This window comes from Streptomyces phaeolivaceus (genome assembly GCF_009184865.1).
Classification (GTDB): domain Bacteria; phylum Actinomycetota; class Actinomycetes; order Streptomycetales; family Streptomycetaceae; genus Streptomyces; species Streptomyces phaeolivaceus.
The window spans coordinates 4695058-4715785 of the sequence record NZ_CP045096.1; the positions used below are offsets into that span (position 1 = coordinate 4695058).

The following is a 20728-nucleotide window of genomic DNA, read 5'->3' on the forward strand; positions in this document are numbered from 1 at the left end:
ACGAAGGACCGGCAGTTCACGAAAGACCAGCAGGACCCACAGGACCAGGGGGACGAAGCATGACCGGGACCGCTATGGAAGCGGCCGCGCTCGGCAAGAAGTTCGGGTGGCGGCAGGGGGGCTGGGCGCTGCGCGACTGCACGCTGCGGCTGCCGACGGGGCGGGTGTGCGCGCTCGTCGGACCGAACGGCGCGGGCAAGTCGACACTCCTGGCCCACGCGGCCGGACTGCTCGCCCCCACCGAGGGCGCCATCAGCGTGCTGGGGACGACCCCGGAGGCGGCCCGCGAGCGCATCGCGTACGTCGCCCAGGACAAGCCCCTGTACCCGCAGTTGACCGTCGACGAGACCCTGCGGCTGGGGCATGAGCTGAACCCCCGGCGCTGGGACGCGGCCGTCGCCGGGCGGGTGGTGGACGAGGGCGGGCTGAACCGGCACGCCAAGATCCGCTCCCTCTCCGGCGGCCAGCGCACCCGGGTCGCGCTCGCCCTCGCCCTGGGCAAGCGGCCCGAACTGCTGCTCCTGGACGAGCCGATGGCCGATCTCGACCCGCTCGCCCGGCACCAGCTGATGGGCACCCTGCTCGCGGACTCCGCCGAGCACGGCACCACGGTTGTCATGTCCTCGCACGTGGTGGCCGAACTGGAGGGTTCCTGCGACCACTTGCTCCTGCTGGGCGCCGGACGCGTCCGACTCGCGGGCCCGCTGGACGAGGTGCTCGCCGCGCACACCCTGGTCACCGGCCCGGCCGGCGATCTCGCCCCGCACACGGTCGTCGAGTCCCGCACGACGGGACGTCAGCTCACCGCGCTCATCCGCCCGCGGGGCCCGGTCGGCCCCGGCTGGCAGACCGCCGAACCGACCCTGGAGGAGCTGGTCCTCGCCCACTTGAGGGCACCGGACGCGCCGGGGCTCAGCATCGAGGACCCGGGCCACGACGAGGACGACGGCGAAGGCGGCGGGAGCGGGGGCGGGGTCGACCTCGCCGCCGGGACGAACGGCGCGGGGACGCGGGAGGCGGCCGTATGAGCACCACGACCACCACGACCACCACGACCACCGAGACGGTCGGCACCGCCCCCGCCGGGGACCCGGCCCCCGCCCCGGCCCTGACCCCGGCCCGGGGACTGATCCGGGTCGTGCTCCGCGTACATCAGTCCGCCCTGTGGTTCTGGGGGCTGCTGGTGGGCCTCGCCGCCGCCGGGCTGCTGTGGGCCGCCGGGCCGGGGGTGGACGCGGTCTGGGCGGAGTACGTGCGGAGGGGCTGCGCGGCCGACTACTGCGAGCTGGGCGCCCCGTACAGCCGGTACGAACTGGTGGTCGGCCTCTGCCTCGCGCTTCTCGCCATCTCCCCGGCCCTGATCGGCGCCTGGGCGGGCGGCGCGCTCATCGCCCGCGAGCTGGAGAGCGGCACGGCGAAGCTGGCCTGGACCCAGTCCGTCACCCCGGTCCGCTGGTTCGCCGCCAAGCTCGCGGTCCCGGCCGCCCTGATCGTCACGGGGACGGTCCTGCTGACCCTGCTGAACCGCCTGGTGTGGTGGCGCGAGGAGCGGCTGCGGGAGGCGTACGGGACCCGGAACTGGTTCGAGTCCAGCACCTTCATGGGCCACGGCACCCTCGCCACGGCCTACGCCCTGCTGGGCCTCGCGGTCGGCGTGGTCGCCGGTCTGCTGCTGCGCCGCGCGCTCCCCGCCCTCGCCGTCGGCGTCGCGGGCACCGCCGTCCTGGCGGGCGCGCTCCAGCTCAACCGCCATCTGCTGTGGCCGGTCGAGACCGTCGTCTCCAAGACCGAGGAACGGGACTGGACGGGCGAGCTGGTCGACCGCGGCTTCGTCACCGCGACGGGCGAGCGCATCTCTGACGTGAAGTTCACGGACGAGGTCCGCGGCCGGTTCGAAGACGCCGTCTCCTTCTACGCCGACTTCCACCCCTCCTCCCACTTCTGGCCCCTCCAACTCGTCGAGACCGCCATCGTCCTCACCGTCACCGCCCTGCTGGTGTGGGCCGCGTTCCGGCTGCTGCGCCGCGCCACGGGAGGCACCTCATGACCGCCGCGACCGCGCCCGCCGCCCCTGCGGGCCCCGCCACCCCTCCGGGCCCCGCCCGCCGCGGCCCGCGTCCGCGCGGCCCGGTCTGGACCGTGCTGCGCCTGCACCGCCCGGCCCTGCTGGTGTGGGGCGCGTACGTCCTGGGCATGGCGGGATGGATGCTCTGGCTGCGGATCGTGACCCTGGACGGGGTCCGGCGGGACAGCGACTCGTGCGCGAGGAACGGCGGGTGCGTCGACATCGAGTCCGCGATGTCGTACGGCACGGCCCTGAGCACGATCGGCACGCTCGTCTCCTACCTCTGCTACGGCGTGGCCGCCTGGGCCGGGGCCGCGCTGATCGGCCGCGAGCTGGAGCGGGGCACGGCACAGCTGGCCTGGACCCAGTCGGTCACCCCGACGCGCTGGCTGACCGCCAAACTGGCGCTGCCCGCCGTCGCACTCGTCCTCGGCACCACCGTCCTGGTCCTGCTCTACCGCTCGGCCTGGGCGGCGGACCGGAGCATCCTGGGCGACGAGTGGTACTACCCCGACCCGATGGTGAACCGAGGCCCCCTGCTCGTGGCGTACGCCCTGTGCGCGCTGGCGGTGGGCGCCCTGGCGGGCCTCGCCCTGAAGCGCGCGCTGCCGGCGCTCGCCGTGTCCCTGGGCTTCATGGTCTGGTTCCACCTGTGGCTCGACGAGCTGACCCCCGAGCTGTGGCCCGCCACGACGCTCACCGGCACCGCCGCGAGCCGACTACCGATGACGGCGGAGCAGCTGGACCTGGGCGCGATCACCGCCACGGGCGCCCGCGTCGACGACCTGACCTGCTTCGACGCCGACGCCGACATCGACTACACCAGATGCGTGAGCGGGAAGGGCTTCACCGACCTGTACGCCGAGGTGCACCCGGAATCCCACTTCTGGCCCCTGCACCTGATGACGACCGGCATCGTCCTCGCCGTCGCCCTCCTCGCCACCACCGCCACCTTCCTCCTGCTGCGCCGCCGCGCCCGCTGACGAACGGCCGGCCCCCTTCCGGGCACGCCCCTCCTACGGGGGGAGGGGCGTGCCCGGATGCGTACGGAAGGTGAACGGCGTACGGAAGGTGAACGGCGCGCGTGGGCGGAACGGCGCGCGCCGGGGCCTTTCCCCGCGCCTCCGCGGAACCGGCGGTCCTCCCTGCGCTATCCCGCACGTAAGGTCGCCGTAACCGGTGATTCAGACGACCTTGCGACGCTTCCGCAATGAACCCCGTCGTGCCCGAGCCCTCGCCTCCCCCACGCAACGGCCCAAGCAACGGGAAGAGCGCGGGGAGCGGCCCCCGTGCGACCGTCCCCGTCGCCCCGCGGCACCCCGCCGGCGTCGTGGACGTCGTCGCGCGCATCGACGCGGACATCGCCGAGAACGAGGCGGCGAACGCCTCCTCACCCGTCCCGGCACTCCCACCGGCCCTGTCCGACGCGCCGGTGACGCTCGCGGCGCGGAAGAATAGTGCCATGAGCCAGTCCAACGCCCAGGCAGACCAGGTCCAGCACGCACAGCCGACCGTCGGCTCCATAACCGGCCACCGCCCGCACACGGTGTCGGCCGCGGTCTCCGACCTGGAACCCGACATCGACGCCGACCTCGACGGATACGAGGAGGAGGAGTACGACGGCGAGAAGCTGCCGCAGGGCCGCTTCCTCGACCGGGAGCGCAGCTGGCTCGCCTTCAACGAACGCGTCCTGGAACTGGCCGAGGACCCGAACACCCCCCTGCTCGAACGGGCGAACTTCCTGGCCATCTTCGCCAGCAACCTCGACGAGTTCTTCATGGTCCGGGTGGCCGGTCTGAAGCGCCGTATCGCCACCGGCGTGGCCACCCGCTCCGCCTCCGGCCTGCAGCCCCGCGAGGTGCTGGAGATGATCTGGGCCCGCTCCCGCGAACTGATGGCCCGGCACGCCGCCTGCTTCCACGAGGACGTCGCCCCGGCGCTGGCCGAGGAGGGCGTGCACCTGGTCCGCTGGAGCGAACTGGCCGAGAAGGAGCAGGCCCGCCTGTTCACCCTCTTCCGGCACCAGATCTTCCCGGTCCTGACACCGCTGGCCGTCGACCCGGCGCACCCCTTCCCGTACATCTCGGGCCTCTCCCTGAACCTGGCCGTGCGGGTGCAGAACCCGGTGACGGGCACCTCGCACTTCGCCCGGGTCAAGGTCCCGCCGCTGCTCTCCCGCTTCCTGGAGGCCTCCCCGGGCCGGTACGTCCCGCTGGAGGACGTGATCGGCGCCCATCTGGAGGAGCTGTTCCCGGGCATGGAGGTGCTGGAGCACCACGCCTTCCGGGTCACCCGCAACGAGGACCTGGAGGTCGAGGAGGACGACGCCGAGAACCTCCTCCAGGCCCTGGAGAAGGAGCTGATGCGGCGCCGCTTCGGGCCGCCGGTGCGCCTGGAGGTCGAGGAGAACATCAACCAGGAGGTCCTGGACCTGCTGGTGCGCGAGCTGAAGATCAAGGAGTCCGAGGTCTACCCGCTGACCGGGCCCCTGGACCTCACCGGCCTCTTCCGTATCGCCTCCCTGGACCGGCCGGAGCTGAAGTACCGCAAGTTCGTCGCGGGCGTGCACCGCGATCTGGCCGAGGTCGAGTCGGCGTCCGCGCCCGACATCTTCGCCGCCCTGCGCAACCGGGACGTGCTGCTGCACCACCCGTACGACTCCTTCTCGACGTCGGTGCAGGCGTTCCTGGAGCAGGCGGCCGAGGACCCGGACGTCCTGGCGATCAAGCAGACCCTGTACCGCACCTCCGGCGACTCCCCCATAGTCAACGCGCTCATCGACGCGGCCGAGGCCGGCAAGCAGGTCCTCGTCCTGGTCGAGATCAAGGCCCGCTTCGACGAGCACGCCAACATCAAGTGGGCCCGCAAGCTGGAGGAGGCCGGCTGCCATGTCGTCTACGGCCTGGTCGGTCTCAAGACCCACTGCAAGCTCTCCCTGGTGGTCCGTCAGGAGGGCGACACCCTCCGCCGCTACAGCCATGTCGGCACGGGCAACTACCACCCGAAGACGGCCCGGCTGTACGAGGACCTGGGCGTGCTCACCTCGGACCCGCAGGTCGGCGCGGACCTCTCCGACCTCTTCAACCGGCTCTCCGGCTACTCGCGCCGCGAGACCTACCGCCGTCTCCTCGTCGCGCCCAAGTCCCTGCGCGACGGGCTGATCGCCCGCGTCAACAAGGAGGTCCAGCACCACCGTGCCGGACGTCCCGCACACGTCCGTATCAAGGTCAACTCGATCGTGGACGAGGCGCTCATCGACTCGCTGTACCGGGCCTCCCAGGCGGGCGTGCCGGTCGACGTCTGGGTGCGCGGCATATGCGCCATCCGCCCCGGTGTCCCCGGCCTCTCGGAGAACGTCCGGGTCCGCTCGGTCCTCGGCCGCTTCCTCGAACACTCGCGGATCTTCATCTTCGGCAACGGCGGCGAGCCGGAGGTGTGGTTCGGCAGCGCCGACATGATGCACCGCAACCTCGACCGCCGGATCGAGGCCCTGATCCGGATCACCGACCCGGCCCACCGGGCGGCGCTCAACCGCCTGCTGGAGACCGGTATGTCCGACACGACCTCCTCCTGGCACCTCGGTCCCGACGGCGAGTGGATCCGGCACTCCACCGACGCGGACGGCCAGCCCCTGCGCAACGTCCAGGAGATGCTCATTGACGCCCGGAGGCGCCGGCGTGGCACAGCAACACCTTGACCCCACGAACCCCACGGCCGTACCCGCCGACGCCGTCGCCGGCTATCTGCGGGCCCAGGCCACGGAGTTCCTCCGCGCGCTGCGCACCCACCGGGAGACCGGCGGGGGCGCGGCGGCGGGTGCCGAGGAGTCCACCGACGCGGCGCTGGCCCTGCGCCGCTCGGCCCGCCGCATCAGCGGCACGCTGCACACCTTCCGGCCCCTCCTCGACACGGACTGGTCGGAGTCCCTCCGCCCCGAACTGGCCTGGCTGTCGGGCGCCTTGGGCCGCGAACACGCCTACGCGGCCCGCCTGGACCGCCTGGTGACAGCCCTGAACCGCCTGTCGGGAGCGGCCCCGTTCCCGGCCCAGGCGACCCTCCCGGCCCGCACCGCCCCCGGCTCGGCGGGCACCCGCGCCGGCTCCACCGCCGCCGGCAGCCGCTCCACCACCGCCGCCCCCGCCACCGCAGGCCCGGGTACCCGCCCCACGGCCACCCCCGACCGCGGCAGCCTGACCGTCGGCGCGGCCAAGGCGGGCGCCCTCCTCGACCGCCAGCTCACCCTGGCCCGCACCCGGGCCCACTCGGCGGCCCTCCAGGCCCTCGGCTCGTCCCGCTTCCACGCCGTCGCCGACAGCGTCGCCGTCCTCGCCAGCGAGGTCCCCCTCACCCCCGCCGCCCCCGCCGCGGACCTGCGGCCCCTCGCCGCCGCCGCCCACGACCGCCTCCGCGACGCGGTCACCGGCCTCCCGCTGCACACGGCCGGCCACCCCTACAACGCCGAGGCCCTCGTCCACGGCCTCTCCCCGGACACCGCGCCCCACCCCCAGGACGCCCCCTGGCACCAGGTACGACTGCTGCTCCGCCTGCACCGCTACGCCCTGGAGGTGCTGCACCCCGGCGCCGTCCCGGTCGACGTCCGCCTCCTCACGGCCGGCGAGGCCCTCAACCGCCACCGCGACGCCTCCGAGGCGGCCTCCGCCGCGGCCTCCGCCGCCCGCACCCCCCGGATCGCCCCGGCCACGGCCTACACCCTCGGCGTCCTCCACGCCGACCAGCGCCACGAGGTGGAGGCGTCCCGGTTCGCGTTCCAGCAGTCCTGGCAGAAGGAGGCGGTGAGCACGTCGTGACCGAGACCCCGGACCCCGTCGTCCGGGCTGGCGGGCTGCGTCCTGTGGCGCCGCTCCCCCGACGGCGAGGACCTGCAGATCTGCCTGGTCCACCGGCCGAAGTACGACGAGTCGTGTGATCTCTGGGAAGGGTGCAGAAAACTGCTGGTCAGAGGCGCAACGAGATCGAGGTAGTGATGGACGTCACACCACTGGTACGTGCCGCAGGCTGCGCCCTGTGGCGTCGGTCGTCCTCCGGGGAGGGCATCGAGCTGGCCTTGGTCTACCGGCCGAAGTGGTCGGACTGGTCCTTGCCGAAGGGAAAGCTCAAGCGCGACGAAGACGCTCGTGACGGCGCCCTCCGCGAAGTCCTGGAGGAAACCGGCATGCACTGCGCTCTCGGCCCGGAGCTCCCGACCGTCCACTACACCGACCACCAGGGGCGCCCCAAGCAAGTGCGCTATTGGGCGGCCGAAGCGACCAATGGCACCTTCACCCCCAACCGCGAAGTCTCCCAACTCCTCTGGCTGCCCCCTGAGGCGGCTGCGCGGCACCTCACACACGAGAGGGACCGAACGATGGTGTCCACTCTCCTCGACGCCTTGCACAAGGCCGGGACGAACCATTGAGAAGTCGCCGACCGACCAACACAGAGAGCCCCACTCGGCATCGCCGAGCGGGGCTCTTCACATCTGTTCGGGCGGGGCGATCAGTGATCGCTCTCCTCGGGAACCGCCGTCGAGTCGAATAGGGCCTTCAGGCTTCCCGGCTGTTCAGGGGGCGGCTCGGGCGCACGCTCCAACTCCGCCGCAAACCACTCGTCGAGAGGTACGGCAACTTTCCCTTCCCACATGGACTCCGCTCCGGTGCTCATACCGCGACCCCCACGGGAATGGTCCGGCTGCCCTCGCCGACATGGACTCCGCATGCCGATGACGCGTCAACCGGCGTTCCTGAAGTGATATTTGGCTCTATTTTCGAGCAGGGAAAAGGTGAAGGATCAGGACGGGAATGGCCCTCGCCCAGCGCGACGACGGCCACACAGATCCCGTGTCACTTCCGGCCCGACATCCCGGGACCGTCGAGTGCCGAGCACCCGACCCCCTGAACGACGGCCGTTCACACCCACTGCCCCCCAGCAGGAAAGCGAAGCCATGAAGAAGACCACGAGAGCACTCGCCATAGCCGCCGTCATCGGCACCGCCGGAATCGCCGCGGCCACTCCCGCGTCCGCCGCCGGCTGGCAGACTTCGGGCGGCGAGGTGACTGGAACCGGCTGGGAACCGAGTCGTGATGCCGCCGTCGACGAAGGCAGGTGGGCGGCGCTAGGCCAGTGCAGTTCCGGCCTCGGCTCGCTGAAGTCCCGGGAAACGTGGGCTTCCGGTGGCGGCTGGTGGTCCATCTCCGTCTACGTCTGCTACTGACACCTCACCGGCGCCCCACTGCGCAGACGTGCCGCCCGGCGTTCCCTGCGACCGCCGCCACGCAATACCCCCACGTCACGCAGGGCCCGCCAAGTGCCCCTCCGCGTCCGTACGGGCCAGACTCCTGGCCCGGCGGGCCGGACCACGCCACCCACAGTTGCATCTCGCCACACAGAACCGCCCCTGCTCGACGGTGACCGTGCGGTGCTCGTGCGGGGATATCGGCTCGTCCTGATGCGCCACACCAACAACGTTACCCAGGGCAAGCACCCGCGCCCCGTAAGGGGCGCGGGGAACTGCGCGAGAAGCCCCACCGGACCCGCACCCGCACCCCCGAGCCCTTGGGCGCCGCCCCCAGCGTGACAACCACCCCCGGCCGTCGTTATCCGAAACGACCACAAGAACCCGGCACGACCCGGCAGGGGATGGCGATGGTGACGCGGCGGCACACCAGGACGAGCGCGGCCCTCGTCGCGGCGGGACTCGTGGCCGGCGTCACCGGCTGCGCCGGCCCCGGCACCGACGACGACTCCCTCCCCACCGACCCGGTCGACCTGATGCACCGCGCCGCCCCCACCCTCGTCCGCGCGGGCAGCTCCAAGGCCCGTACGGAGATGGAGATGGCCACCGGCGGCACCCGTGTGACCATCCACGGCGAGGGCGTCTACGACTACGGTCGCCGGCTCGGCCGGCTCAAGGTGCTCCTCCCGCACGACCCCGCCGGCCGCAGCGAACACCGCCCGATCACCGAACTCCTCGCCCCCGGCGCCCTGTTCATGAAGAACCGGGGCGCGGGCGTCCCCGCCGACAAATGGGTCCGCGTCGACACGGGCACCCTCTCCGACGGCAATCTGGTCACCGGCGGCGCCACCGACCCGTTCGCGGCGGCCGAGGTGCTGCGCGGGGCGCGCACGGCGGAGTACATCGGGGAGACCGAGATCGACGGCACCCGGGTCCGGCACTACCGGGGCACCGCCGATCTCACGACGGCCTCCCGCGCGGCCTCCGAGGGGAACCGGGCCCCGCTGCGCGCCGCGGCCCGGGGCTTCGCCACCGCCCGGGTCCCCTTCGACGCCTATCTCGACGACGAGGGCCGTATCCGCAAGGTCCGCCACCGCTTCAGCTTCGTCAACGGCGCACAACCGGGCACCATCGCCGTCGCCTCGACAACCCTGCTGTACGACTTCGGCGTCCCCGTCGCCGTACGGCTGCCGCGCCCCGAGGACATCTACGCCGGGAAGATCGCGGAGGAGTAGCCCCGAGGTGGAGCCGAAAGTACCGGGCTGGAAATGGTCCGTTGGTGCCATGCGCGGGCCATGGGCCGCTGCCTAACCTAGGAGTCGGTGACGGCGGAGAAGAGGTGATGCGCGTGGCTCCGGCAGGCGGTACGGCGGTTCAGGACCACGTGGCCCTCGCCGAGATCGAGCTCTGCGGCGACCTCATCATCGCGGCCTCGACCACCGACGGCGACCGCCTCAGCCACGACCGCATCGACGAGGTGCTGCGTGTCCGGGAAGAGCGCGCCCACGAGGACGAACCGCCCCGCTAGCGGACGTCCACACAGGGAGCCGTGGCCGAAAACCGACCCCGGCGCCCCCACCCCCGGAACCTCAGGTCCGCAGCAGCCGCCCGATCGCCTTCGTGGCCTCCTCCACCTTCGCGTCGACCTCGGCGCCGCCCTTCAGGGCCGCGTCGGCGACGCAGTGCCGCAGATGCTCCTCCAGGAGCTGGAGCGCGAAGGACTGCAGGGCCTTGGTGGAGGCGGAGACCTGGGTGAGTATGTCGATGCAGTAGACGTCGTCGTCGACCATCCGCTGCAGCCCACGGATCTGCCCCTCGATGCGCCGCAGACGCTTGAGATGCTCGTCCTTCTGTTTGTGGTACCCGTGGATTCCGCGGTCGTGGTCGGTCACGACGTCCGGCACCGCACCGCCCGCGGCGTCCACGGCGGAGGGAACCTCGGCGCCGGCCCCTGTGGTCGTCATCGCAGCCTCCAGACATATACCCCTACCGGGTATATGGTAGCGAACTTTGGCGGGTATACGCCCTGCGGGCGGCCCCCCTGCCGGTAAATATGCCTGATGGGCGACACTGGGGGACGGCCCATTAGCCGTGGCCGGATGATGCGCCTAGCATCAGCCTGACCGAAACCAATGCATACCGAGGACCCCACGTGCGCTTTCGTCTGACCCCCAGGGAGACGAGCTTCTACGACATGTTCGCCGCGTCCGCGGACAACATCGTCACGGGCTCGAAACTCCTCATGGAACTGCTCGGGGCGGACACCGCCGGCCGGGCCGAGATCGCAGAGCGTATGCGGGCCGCTGAACACGCCGGTGACGACGCCACACACGCGATCTTCCACCAACTGAACTCCTCGTTCATCACGCCCTTCGACCGCGAGGACATCTACTCCCTCGCGTCCTCCCTCGACGACATCATGGACTTCATGGAGGAGGCCGTCGACCTGGTCGTCCTCTACAACGTGGAGGAACTGCCCAAGGGCGTCGAGCAGCAGATCGAGGTCCTGGCGCGCGCCGCCGAGCTGACCGCCGAGGCGATGCCCAACCTCCGCACGATGGACAACCTCACCGAGTACTGGATCGAGGTGAACCGGCTGGAGAACCAGGCGGACCAGATCCACCGCAAGCTCCTGGCCCACCTCTTCAACGGCAAGTACGACGCCATCGAGGTCCTCAAGCTCAAGCAGATCGTGGATGTGCTGGAGGAGGCGGCGGACGCGTTCGAGCACGTGGCGAACACGGTGGAGACCATCGCCGTCAAGGAGTCCTGACCCCTTCATGGACACCTTCGCTCTGGTCGTGACCATCGGGGTCGCGCTCTTCTTCACGTACACCAACGGCTTCCACGACTCCGCGAACGCCATCGCGACCTCGGTGTCGACCCGTGCGCTGACGCCCCGCGCGGCGCTCGCCATGGCCGCGGTCATGAACCTGGTCGGTGCCTTCCTCGGCAGCGGCGTCGCCAAGACGGTCAGTGAAGGGCTGATCTCCACACCCGAGGGCTCCAAGGGGATGGGCATCCTCTTCGCGGCGCTGGTCGGCGCGATCACCTGGAACCTCGTCACCTGGTACTTCGGCCTGCCCTCGTCCTCCTCCCACGCGCTGTTCGGCGGCATGGTGGGCGCGGCGCTCGCGGGCGGTACGACGGTCTACTGGTCCGGCGTCCTCGAAAAGGTCGTCATCCCGATGTTCGTGTCACCGGTGGTCGGCCTGGTCGTCGGCTATCTGGTGATGGCGGCGATCATGTGGATCTTCCGCCGGGCCAACCCGCACAAGGCCAAGCGCGGTTTCCGTATCGCGCAGACCGTGTCGGCGGCCGGTATGGCCCTCGGGCACGGTCTCCAGGACGCCCAGAAGACGATGGGCATCGTCGTGATGGCCCTGGTCATCGCGGACGTCGAGGACTACGGCGACCCGATCCCGGTCTGGGTGAAGATCGTCTGCGCGGTGATGCTCTCGCTCGGCACCTACGCGGGCGGCTGGCGCATCATGCGCACCCTCGGCCGGAAGATCATCGAACTCGACCCGCCGCAGGGCTTCGCCGCCGAGACCACCGGCGCGTCGATCATGTTCATCACGGCCTTCATCTTCAAGGCCCCCATCTCCACGACCCACATCATCACCTCGGCGATCATGGGCGTCGGCGCCACCAAGCGCATCAACGCCGTGCGCTGGGGCGTCGCCAAGAACATCATCCTCGGCTGGTTCATCACCATGCCGGCCGCCGCCCTGGTGGCCGCGACAAGCTTCTGGATCGTGAACCTGGCGTTCCTGTAGACCCGAGGGGCACCTCGCCCCGGGCTCGCCCCGAACGAGGACGGGCCCGCCCCCGGGAGCCGGGGGCGGGCCCTTTACCTACCTCGCGGCGGCACCGCCATGCAGCACCGCGAGGGGTTCCTTGGAGACGTCGGCCTAGCCGAAGCGCCCGGAGATGTAGTCCTCCGTGGCCTGGACGGACGGGTTGGAGAAGATCCGCTCCGTGTCGTCTATCTCGATGAGCTTGCCGGGCTGGCCGACCGCCGCGAGGTTGAAGAAGGCCGTGCGGTCCGAGACACGCGCCGCCTGCTGCATGTTGTGCGTCACGATGACGATCGTGAACTGCTCCTTCAGCTCACCGATGAGGTCCTCGATGGCGAGTGTCGAGATCGGGTCCAGCGCGGAGCACGGCTCGTCCATGAGCAGCACCTTCGGCTCAACCGCGATCGCGCGGGCGATGCACAGCCGCTGCTGCTGACCACCGGAGAGACCCGAACCGGGCTTGTTCAGGCGGTCCTTGACCTCGTTCCAGAGGTTCGCGCCCTTGAGGGACTTCTCGACGATCTCGTCCAACTCGGACTTCTTCTTGCCGCCGACCAGCTTCAGGCCCGCCGCCACGTTGTCGTAGATCGACATCGTGGGGAACGGGTTCGGACGCTGGAAGACCATGCCGACCTCACGCCGTACGGAGACCGGGTCGACCCCGGCGCCGTACAGGTTCTCGTCGTCGAGCATGACCTTGCCCTCGACACGGCCGCCCGGCGTGACCTCGTGCATCCGGTTCAGCGTGCGCAGGAACGTGGACTTGCCGCAGCCGGAGGGGCCGATGAAGGCCGTCACCGTACGGGGCTCGATGGCCATCGAGATGTCCTCGATGGCGCGGAAGGAGCTGTAGTAGGCGTTGAGGCCGCTGACGTCGATTCGCTTGGCCATGTGGATCACTGCTTCTTTCGCGAGGAATTCGCGGGGAATTCGGGGGATCTGGTCGCTGTATGGCCGCGTCAGCGACCGGCCACGCGGCGGAGCCGCATGATTGTCATCGTGGCGCCTTCCAGCGGGCGATGCCGCGGGCCGCCAGGTTCAGGATCATGATGAAGGCGATCAGCGTCAGCGACGCCGCCCAGGCACGGTCGTACGCCGCTCCGGAACCGCCGCTCTGCTGGAACTGCAGATAGATGTACATCGGCAGCGAGGCCTGCGGACCCTCGAACGGGTTCGCGTTGATGTAGGACGAACCCCACACCAGCAGCAGGACCGGAGCGGTCTCACCGGCGATACGGGCGACCGCGAGCATCACACCTGTCGTGATACCACCGATGGCGGTCGGCAGCACGATTTTGAGGATGGTCCGCCACTTCGGCACGCCCAGCGCCAGCGAGGCCTCGCGCAGCTCGTTCGGGACGAGCTTGAGCATCTCCTCGGTGGAGCGGACGACGACCGGCAGCATCAGGATCGTCAGCGCCATCGCGCCGGCGAAACCGGAGTAGCCCATGTCCAGGATCAGGATCCAGGTGCTGAGGATGAACAGGCCCGCGACGATCGACGGGATGCCCGTCATGACGTCGACGAAGAAGGTGACCGCCTGGGCGAGCCGGCCCCGGCCGTACTCGACCAGGTAGATCGCGGTCAGCACACCGATCGGCACGGAGATGGCGGTGGCGATGCCGACCTGCTCCAGGGTGCCGAGGATGGCGTGGTAGATACCGCCGCCGGGCTCGGAGACGGCGACCACACCCATCGAGTGGCTGAGGAAGTAGCCGTCGAGGACCTTCACACCGCGCGCGACGGTCTCCCAGACGAGGGAGGCCAGCGGGATGACGGCGAGCAGGAAGGCGACCCAGACGACGCTGGTCGCGACCCGGTCCTTGGCCTGCCGCTTGCCCTCGACGCGCGCGGCGATGACGTAGGAGCCGAGGACGAAGAGGATGCCGGCGATCAGGGCCCACTGGATGGAGCTTTCGAGGCCGGCCACGGCGCTGATGCCGAGGCCCAGCGCGACCGAGCCGGCGGCGACCGCCCACGCGAACCACTTGGGCAGGGACGCGGCACGCAGGGTGCTCGGGCCCTTCGGGGTGAGAGTTGCGTTGCTCATCCGTTGGCCCCCGAGAACTCCTTGCGGCGGGCGATGATCAGTCGGGCCGCGCCATTGACCAGCAGGGTGATGACGAACAGGACCAGACCGGAGGCGATCAGGGCGTCGCGGCCCATGTCGGTGGCCTCGCTGAACTTGCTGGCGATGTTCTGGGCGAAGGTGCCGCCGCCCGGGTCGAGCAGGCTGAGGTTGATCTCGAAGCTGGACGACAGGACCATCGCGACGGCCATGGTCTCGCCGAGCGCGCGGCCGAGGCCGAGCATCGAGGCGGAGATCACGCCGGAGCGGCCGAAGGGCAGCACCGCCATGCGGATGACCTCCCAGCGGGTCGCGCCGAGGGCCAGGGCGGCCTCCTCGTGCATCTGCGGCACCTGCCGGAAGACCTCACGGCTCACGTTGGTGATGATCGGCAGGATCATGATCGCGAGCAGGATGCCGACGGTGAGCAGCGAGCGCGGGGCGCCGCCCTCCCACGAGAGGATGCCGGTCCAGCCGAGGTAGTCGTTCAGCCAGCCGTAGAGGCCGTCGAGCTGCGGTACGAGGACCAGGATGCCCCAGAGGCCGTACACGATGGACGGCACGGCGGCGAGCAGGTCGATCACGTACGCGATGGGGCCGCCGAGCCTGCGCGGGGCGTAGTGCGTGATGAAGAGGGCGATACCGACCGCTACCGGCACGGCGATGGCCATCGCGATGAGCGACGAGACGATCGTGCCGAAGGCGAGGACGGCGATGCCGAACTCCGGCGGGACCCCGGTGGGGTTCCACTCGAAGGTCGTGAAGAAGTTGGCCTCGTCCTTGCTGATCGCGAGCACGGCGCGGTAACTGAGGAACACGGCGATGGCCGCCATGAGCACAAGGAGGAAGATGCCAGAACCTCTGGAGAGGCCCAGGAAGACCCGGTCGCCGGGACGGGTGACGCCGCGGGCGGCGCGCTTCTCGTCGGCGGTCTCGGAAGTCGATGGGGTGGGGGGTGCGGGAGTGTCTTTGGTCGATATGTCCATCAGGTTCTCCGGTCTGCGGAGCCGTCGTCGTGCGGGCGGCGGCTCGGGGCGGAGCCGCCCGCGGTGGCGGAGGACTCCTGGCGGCGGTGCACCGGACGGTGCGGCCCGGTCCCGTCGGGGACCGGACCGCACTCAGGTCAGCTCAGTTCCGAGATGGTCGTACGGACCTTGGTGATGATCTCCGGCGGCATCGGGGCGTACCCGGCCTCGGAGAGCAGCGCCTGGCCGTCCTCGGACGCGATGTAGGTGAGGAAGGACTTGGTGGCGGGCAGGGTGTCCGCCTTGTTGCCCTTGTCACAGACGATCTCGTAGGTGACGAGGGTGATCGGGTAGGCGCCCTCGGCGGTGGGCTTGTAGTTCAGCTCCAGCGCCAGGTCCTTGCCCGTGCCTACGACCTTGGCCTCGGAGATGGCCTTGGTGGCGTTCTCGACGGTCGCCTTGACCGGCTCGGCGGCGTCGGTCTTGACGTCGACCGTGCTGATGCCGTCCTTGGCGTAGGAGAGCTCCATGTAGGAGATCGCGCCCTTGGTGTCCGTCACGCCCTGCGCGACACCGGAGGAGCCCTGCGCGGACTGGCCGCCCTTGGCCTGCCAGGCCTTGCCGCCCTCGTACTTCCACTGGTCGGGGGCCGCGGCGATCAGGTACTTGGTGAAGTTGTCCGTGGTGCCGGACTCGTCCGAGCGGTGGAAGGCCTGGATCTTGAGGTCGGGCAGCTCGGCGTCGGGGTTCAGCGCCTTGATGGCCGCGTCGTTCCAGTTGCTGATCTTGCTGTCGAAGATCAGGGCGAGGGTCTTGGCGTCCAGGACCAGGTTGTCGACACCCGGGACGTTGTAACCGACGGCGATCGGGCCGCCGACCATCGGCAGGTCGATGCCCTGACCGTCGGTGCAGACCTCCTTGGAGGCCGTGACCTCCTCGGGCTTCAGCGCCGAGTCGGAGCCCGCGAAGGCGACCTGGCCCTGGGTGAACGCGGTGATGCCCGCGCCCGAACCGCTGCCCTTGTAGTTGATCACGACGTCCTTGCAGGCCGTCTGGTACTGCTTCACCCAGGCGTCGATCGCGTTCTTCTGCGCGGAGGAGCCGTCGGCCAGCAGCTGGCCCTTGGCGTCGCCACAGTCGATCTTGCTGGCGGGCGCGGAGCTGTCGCTGGTGCCGCTCGCACCACCACTGGTGTCGTCGGACCCGCACGCGGTGAGGGTCAGGACGCCGGTGACGGCGACAGCACCGAGAGAAAGGGCGCGCAGTCGGTTCTTGCGCTGAAGCTTCACTTTCGGGAGTTCCTTCCAGGAGCCGCCGTCCACATGGCGGCGTGCGAAGTCGTCGTATCAGCCTCGGGACCCGTCCTGCTGATGCCTCTGGTCCCTCGGACTGCTGTCGTCACGGGTTGCGCGGCCGTGATTCGGCCCGCAGCCCGCACCGGGTAAGGCCGAAATTAGGCAGATCAGGTGAAGCCGCCAATGGACGGAAGTGAACGGCGAGTGAACCCCTGCCGACAGTGCGGTGAGGTCACGGAATGCTCACGGGGAGGGCACGTGCGGATTCCAATGCCACGACCCCGCTTCCCTCACCTCACGCACACCACCGGACTCAACAGTTCCACATCACCCGTACCCCCACACGCCCACTCCCGCGCGGAGCGCGAAAGGGGGGCGAAGGGGCGCAGCCCCTGGATGGGGGCACCTCCCGATCGAGCGCAGCCGAGAGTGGGGGAGGGACGGGTAAGGGCGGCGGGGGGCGACAACCGGGAACCTCACCCCCACGATCCCCGTCTCGTTCCACGACCCACCCCACGCGCGGCGCACCGGGAGACCCACATGGAACGGCGCACATTCATAGGCGGCACCGCAGCCGCCACCCTCACCACCCTGACCGCCTGCACCACCACCCCCTCCCCCGCCACCCGCGCCACGGACACCGCCCTGCGCACCACCACGACCACCACCTCCAAGGTCACCGCCGCCAACTGGTCCGCCCTGGCCCGCGACCTCGACGGCCCCCTGATCCGCCCCGGCGACAAGGCCTGGTCCACGGCCCGCCAGCTCTACAACACCCGCTTCGACACCCTGAAGCCCACCGCCGTCGCCTATGTCGCCCACCCCGACGACATCCGTACGACGCTCGCCTACGCCAGGGCCCACGACATCAAGGTCTCGATCCGCAACGGCGGCCACTCCTACGCGGGCTGGTCCTCCGGCAACGGCCGCCTGGTCATCGACGTCTCGAAACTGAACAAGGTCCGCGCCTCCGCGAACGAGGCGGTCGTGGGCGCGGGCTCCAAACTCATCGACGTCTACCGCGCGCTGGCCGCGAAGGGCGTCACCGTCCCCGCCGGCTCCTGCCCGACCGTCGGCGTCTCCGGCCTGACCCTGGGCGGCGGCCACGGCGTCACCTCCCGCGCGTACGGCCTGACCTGCGACAGCCTCACCCAGGCCACACTGATAACCGCCGACGGAAGACAACTGACCGCGAACGCCACCACCAACAAGGACCTGTTCTGGGCCCTGCGGGGCGCCGGCAACGGCAACTTCGGCGTGGTCACCGAACTCCGCTTCAGGACCCACCCGGCCGCCCGGGGCGTCACCGCGTATCTCACCTGGCCGTGGTCGAAGGCCGCCGCCGTACTGAAGGCCTGGCAGGAGTGGGGCCCGACACAGCCCGACGAGATCTGGTCCTCCTGCCACCTGGAGAACGGCGGCGGCCCGACCGTGGCGATAGCCGCCTTCACCCTCGGCACGTACGGCGACCTGGAGAACGCCCTCGACCGCCTGGCCGACCGCGTCGGCACCCCGGCCCGCAGCGTCTCCCTGAAGCGCCGCTCGTACGAGGACGCGATGGAGGGCTACGCGGGCTGCGCCTCCTTCTCGGCCGACGCCAAGTGCCACCTTCCCGGCTCGACACCGGGCCGCTCCCCGCAGGGCGCGCTGGGCCGCGAGACGTACGCCGCGCGCTCGGACTTCTTCGACCGCTCGATCTCGTCGGCGGGCGTCCAGACCCTCCTGACCCAGGTCGCGGGGGTGAAGGGCGGCGCGGGCGGCATCGCGTTCACCGCTCTCGGCGGCCAGGTCAACCGGGTCTCGCCCACGGCCACGGCCTTCGTCCACCGCCGCTCCCGGATGCTGGCGCAGTACCTCGCCTCCTGGAAGCCCGGCACCTCCGGCACGACGGCCCAGTCCTGGCTCACCACGGCCCACCACGCCATGAACCGGCACGCCTCGGGCGCCGCCTACCAGAACTACACCGACCCCACCCTCACCGACTGGAAAAAGTCCTACTACGGCGAAGCGGCCCCCCGCCTGACCACCCTGAAGAAAAAATACGACCCCAACCGCTTCTTCACGTTCCCTCAGGCGCTGTAGTCCGCGCCCCGCAAGGGGCGCGGGGAACTGCGCGAGAACCCCCACCGAACGCGCGCTGCAAGGCTGAAGCCGTGGGGATCAAGCGTGGGGATCAAGCATGGGGATCAAGCATGGGGGTCAAAGGGGCACAGCCCCTTGAGGATGGGACGGGTAGGGGCGGCGGAGGCGAGAAAAAAATCGGGCGACCCCTCAGGCCGCGAGATCCCGCTCCTCCGCGGACGCCCCTTCAACCCGCGCCCCCGGAATCACCGCACGCCCCCCATCCCGCCCCCGAGCCCGCACAACCCACCCCACCCGAGGCGACCGCTCCACCGCCCGCATCAACGGCGTGAGCATCGCCATGGCCACCGGCGACAACAACAACGCCACCGCGGTCCCGAGCGCGAACCCACCGATCACATCGGTCGGATAGTGCACACCCATGTAGACCCGGATGAACCCGCCCAACAGCCCGATGACCAGCCCGACCATCCCGAACTTCCGGTCGGCGACGAACAGTCCCACCGCCATCGCCATGATCAGCGTCGCGTGATCGCTCACGAACGAGTAGTCGGTCTTGCCGGAGACCAGCACCTCCAGCCCCTCATGATCGAGAAAGGGCCGGGGCCGCTCCACGAACCCCCGTATCGGCACGTTCACCAGCACCGCGATCCCGGCGGCGAGCGGCGCCCACACCAACGCGGCCACGGACGGGGCCGCGTCCTCCCCGCCCCGCTTCCGCACACCCCACCAGCACCACAGGATCAGCAGCACCATCGCGAAGAGCAGCCCGTACTCCCCGACGAACTCCATCACCCGGTCGAGCCAGGTCGGCGCGTCCTTGGCCAGACCATTGATGTCGTACAGCAGCTCGACGTCGGGATTCGATCCGGATTCAGCGGCCAATGCGGTAGCGGCATGCGCGGCGAGTCCAGCCATCGTGCTGCGGCCCTTTCGTCATCGTTCTCGCGACCGCACCCGTACGTGCGCCGCGCTGTGCCACCCCCGTGGTGTACGTAGTGCTTCCGCGTGAGCGTCAACGGGCTACGTCAAATAGGAACGCACACTCCCCTTCAATGCGTTCCACCCTCCACTGAATGATCACTCAGACGTTATCGAAGAGAGACACGTCTCCGCAGCTCAGGGCAGGGGTTCACGGAGAATTACGCCGCTGTCAGACCGACGTGGGCAACGCTTTCGCGCCATCCTCGGTGACCCGGGTGGCACCGAAGTAGTCGGGGGTGTCAATCGGGTCGAAACGGATGACCGCCCCGGTTCGCGGAGCGTCGATCATGTATCCGCCCCCGACATAGATCCCGACGTGCCGAATGGCCCGGGAGTTGGTGAGGTCGTCCGAGAAGAACACGAGATCCCCCGGCAGCAGTTCGTCCCGCGAGGGGTGCGGCCCGGCGTTGTACTGGTCGTTGGCGACCCGGGGCAGCGTGATCCCCACACTGTCGTACGCCGCCTGCGTCAGCCCCGAGCAGTCGAAGCGTCCGCCCTGCTCAGCGGTACCGGTACCGCCCCACAGATACAGCGTCCCGAGCTTCTTCTGCGCGTACGCGATGGCCCCGGCGGCCTGCTCGCTGGGATCGACCCGGGTCGTCGGCGCGGCGAAACTCTCCGACAGCGTCGTGATCGTCTTCACATAATTCTGGGTCTCCTTGTACGGCGGAACGCCCCCGTACTTGATGACGGCGTACGCGCCCGCGTTGTAGGAAGCGAGCATGTTCGCCGTCGGATCACCGGGTACGTCCTTCACGTACTTCGCGAGGGAGCAGTCGTACGAAGCGGCCGATGGAATCGCGTCATTCGGGTCCCACACATCGCGGTCGCCGTCACCGTCACCGTCGAGCCCGTGCGTCGCCCAGGTCCCCGGAATGAATTGCGCGATCCCCTGCGCGGCGGCGTGACTCTGCGCCTTCGGATTGAATCCGCTCTCCTGATACAGCTGCGCGGCGAGCAACGCCGGATTGATGGCGTCGCACAGATTGCCCCATTTCTGCACGAGCGCCTGATAAGCGGCGGGAACGGCCCCCTTGGCCAGTCCGACCGACTTCCCGCCGACCCCGTTCGCGAGATTCCCGGCGACCAGATAGACACCCACGACCAGCACCATCACGAAGGCGAGCCCGGCGCTGCCGGCGGCGATCACCACGATCCATGCCTTACGCACCGTCAACCGCCCCTCACCGCGCGCCAGTCCGCCGGCAGCAAGTGTAGGGCGGACCGCGCCCCGGCG

General features: G+C 70.0%; 19 protein-coding genes. 12 read left to right on the plus strand and 7 right to left on the minus strand.

The window, feature by feature from the left end:
• The first annotated feature begins 59 nt into the window (after positions 1-59).
• From F9278_RS22065 to F9278_RS22110, 9 genes are all read left to right on the plus strand, one after another.
• Positions 60-1028 (plus strand): ABC transporter ATP-binding protein, encoded by a 969-nt coding sequence (locus F9278_RS22065; protein WP_226966856.1) that lies wholly within the window; start codon positions 60-62, stop codon positions 1026-1028.
• A complete protein-coding gene (locus tag F9278_RS22070) occupies positions 1025-2047 on the plus strand; it encodes an ABC transporter permease (protein ID WP_152169891.1) in 1023 nt (340 codons plus the stop codon). The genes F9278_RS22065 and F9278_RS22070 overlap by 4 nt, the downstream gene beginning before the upstream one ends.
• A complete protein-coding gene (locus tag F9278_RS22075) occupies positions 2044-3048 on the plus strand; it encodes an ABC transporter permease (protein WP_226966857.1) in 1005 nt (334 codons plus the stop codon). The genes F9278_RS22070 and F9278_RS22075 overlap by 4 nt, the downstream gene beginning before the upstream one ends.
• Positions 3049-3527: 479 nt before the next feature.
• Entirely contained in the window at positions 3528-5762 is a 2235-nt protein-coding gene (locus tag F9278_RS22080; RefSeq protein ID WP_226967318.1) for an RNA degradosome polyphosphate kinase, read from the plus strand.
• A complete protein-coding gene (locus tag F9278_RS22085) occupies positions 5743-6873 on the plus strand; it encodes a CHAD domain-containing protein (protein ID WP_193241579.1) in 1131 nt (376 codons plus the stop codon). Before F9278_RS22080 ends, F9278_RS22085 begins: the two co-directional genes overlap by 20 nt.
• A gap of 176 nt (positions 6874-7049) precedes the next feature.
• The gene (locus tag F9278_RS22095) at positions 7050-7481 is read left to right on the plus strand and encodes an NUDIX hydrolase (protein WP_152169893.1); all 432 of its coding nucleotides are present in this window, start codon (positions 7050-7052) and stop codon (positions 7479-7481) included.
• Positions 7482-8006: 525 nt separating this feature from the next.
• Positions 8007-8276, plus strand: coding sequence for a hypothetical protein (locus F9278_RS22100; RefSeq protein ID WP_152169894.1), 270 nt, complete (start codon positions 8007-8009; stop codon positions 8274-8276).
• Between the two features lie 431 nt (positions 8277-8707).
• The gene (locus F9278_RS22105) at positions 8708-9532 is read left to right on the plus strand and encodes a hypothetical protein (RefSeq protein WP_152174040.1); all 825 of its coding nucleotides are present in this window, start codon (positions 8708-8710) and stop codon (positions 9530-9532) included.
• A 107-nt stretch (positions 9533-9639) separates the two neighbouring features.
• A complete protein-coding gene (locus F9278_RS22110) occupies positions 9640-9825 on the plus strand; it encodes a hypothetical protein (RefSeq protein ID WP_152169895.1) in 186 nt (61 codons plus the stop codon).
• A gap of 61 nt (positions 9826-9886) precedes the next feature.
• On the opposite strand, the gene F9278_RS22115 is transcribed toward F9278_RS22110, so the two are convergent.
• Positions 9887-10261: a metal-sensitive transcriptional regulator gene (locus F9278_RS22115; protein ID WP_152169896.1), complete on the minus strand. Its 375-nt coding sequence runs from the start codon at positions 10259-10261 to the stop codon at positions 9887-9889.
• A 188-nt stretch (positions 10262-10449) separates the two neighbouring features.
• Here F9278_RS22115 and F9278_RS22120 point away from each other — a divergent pair, with 188 nt between their 5' ends.
• Complete coding sequence (locus tag F9278_RS22120; protein ID WP_015659485.1) at positions 10450-11070, plus strand: DUF47 domain-containing protein; 621 nt, start codon at positions 10450-10452, stop codon at positions 11068-11070.
• A gap of 7 nt (positions 11071-11077) precedes the next feature.
• Positions 11078-12076, plus strand: a complete 999-nt coding sequence (locus F9278_RS22125) for an inorganic phosphate transporter (RefSeq protein ID WP_152169897.1) — start codon at positions 11078-11080, stop codon at positions 12074-12076.
• Positions 12077-12211: 135 nt separating this feature from the next.
• Here F9278_RS22125 and pstB read toward each other — a convergent pair whose 3' ends face one another.
• From pstB to pstS, 4 genes are all read right to left on the minus strand, one after another.
• Positions 12212-12988 carry a phosphate ABC transporter ATP-binding protein PstB gene (pstB, locus tag F9278_RS22130; RefSeq protein WP_152169898.1) on the minus strand — a complete coding sequence of 259 codons (777 nt, stop codon included), beginning with the start codon at positions 12986-12988 and terminating at the stop codon, positions 12212-12214.
• Between the two features lie 103 nt (positions 12989-13091).
• Positions 13092-14147, minus strand: a complete 1056-nt coding sequence (pstA, locus tag F9278_RS22135; RefSeq protein WP_152169899.1) for a phosphate ABC transporter permease PstA — start codon at positions 14145-14147, stop codon at positions 13092-13094.
• Entirely contained in the window at positions 14144-15151 is a 1008-nt protein-coding gene (gene pstC, locus F9278_RS22140; protein WP_152169900.1) for a phosphate ABC transporter permease subunit PstC, read from the minus strand. Before pstC ends, pstA begins: the two co-directional genes overlap by 4 nt.
• 137 nt (positions 15152-15288) lie before the next feature.
• Complete coding sequence (gene pstS, locus F9278_RS22145; RefSeq protein ID WP_193241580.1) at positions 15289-16419, minus strand: phosphate ABC transporter substrate-binding protein PstS; 1131 nt, start codon at positions 16417-16419, stop codon at positions 15289-15291.
• A 546-nt stretch (positions 16420-16965) separates the two neighbouring features.
• On the opposite strand from pstS, the gene F9278_RS22150 reads away from it, so the two are divergent.
• Complete coding sequence (locus F9278_RS22150) at positions 16966-18507, plus strand: FAD-binding oxidoreductase (protein WP_152169902.1); 1542 nt, start codon at positions 16966-16968, stop codon at positions 18505-18507.
• 189 nt (positions 18508-18696) lie between these two features.
• Here the strand turns inward: F9278_RS22150 and F9278_RS22155 are convergent, their stop codons facing one another.
• A complete protein-coding gene (locus F9278_RS22155; RefSeq protein WP_152169903.1) occupies positions 18697-19425 on the minus strand; it encodes a phosphatase PAP2 family protein in 729 nt (242 codons plus the stop codon).
• A gap of 235 nt (positions 19426-19660) precedes the next feature.
• Positions 19661-20668, minus strand: a complete 1008-nt coding sequence (locus F9278_RS22160; RefSeq protein ID WP_193241581.1) for a C40 family peptidase — start codon at positions 20666-20668, stop codon at positions 19661-19663.
• Between the last annotated feature and the right edge of the window lie 60 nt (positions 20669-20728).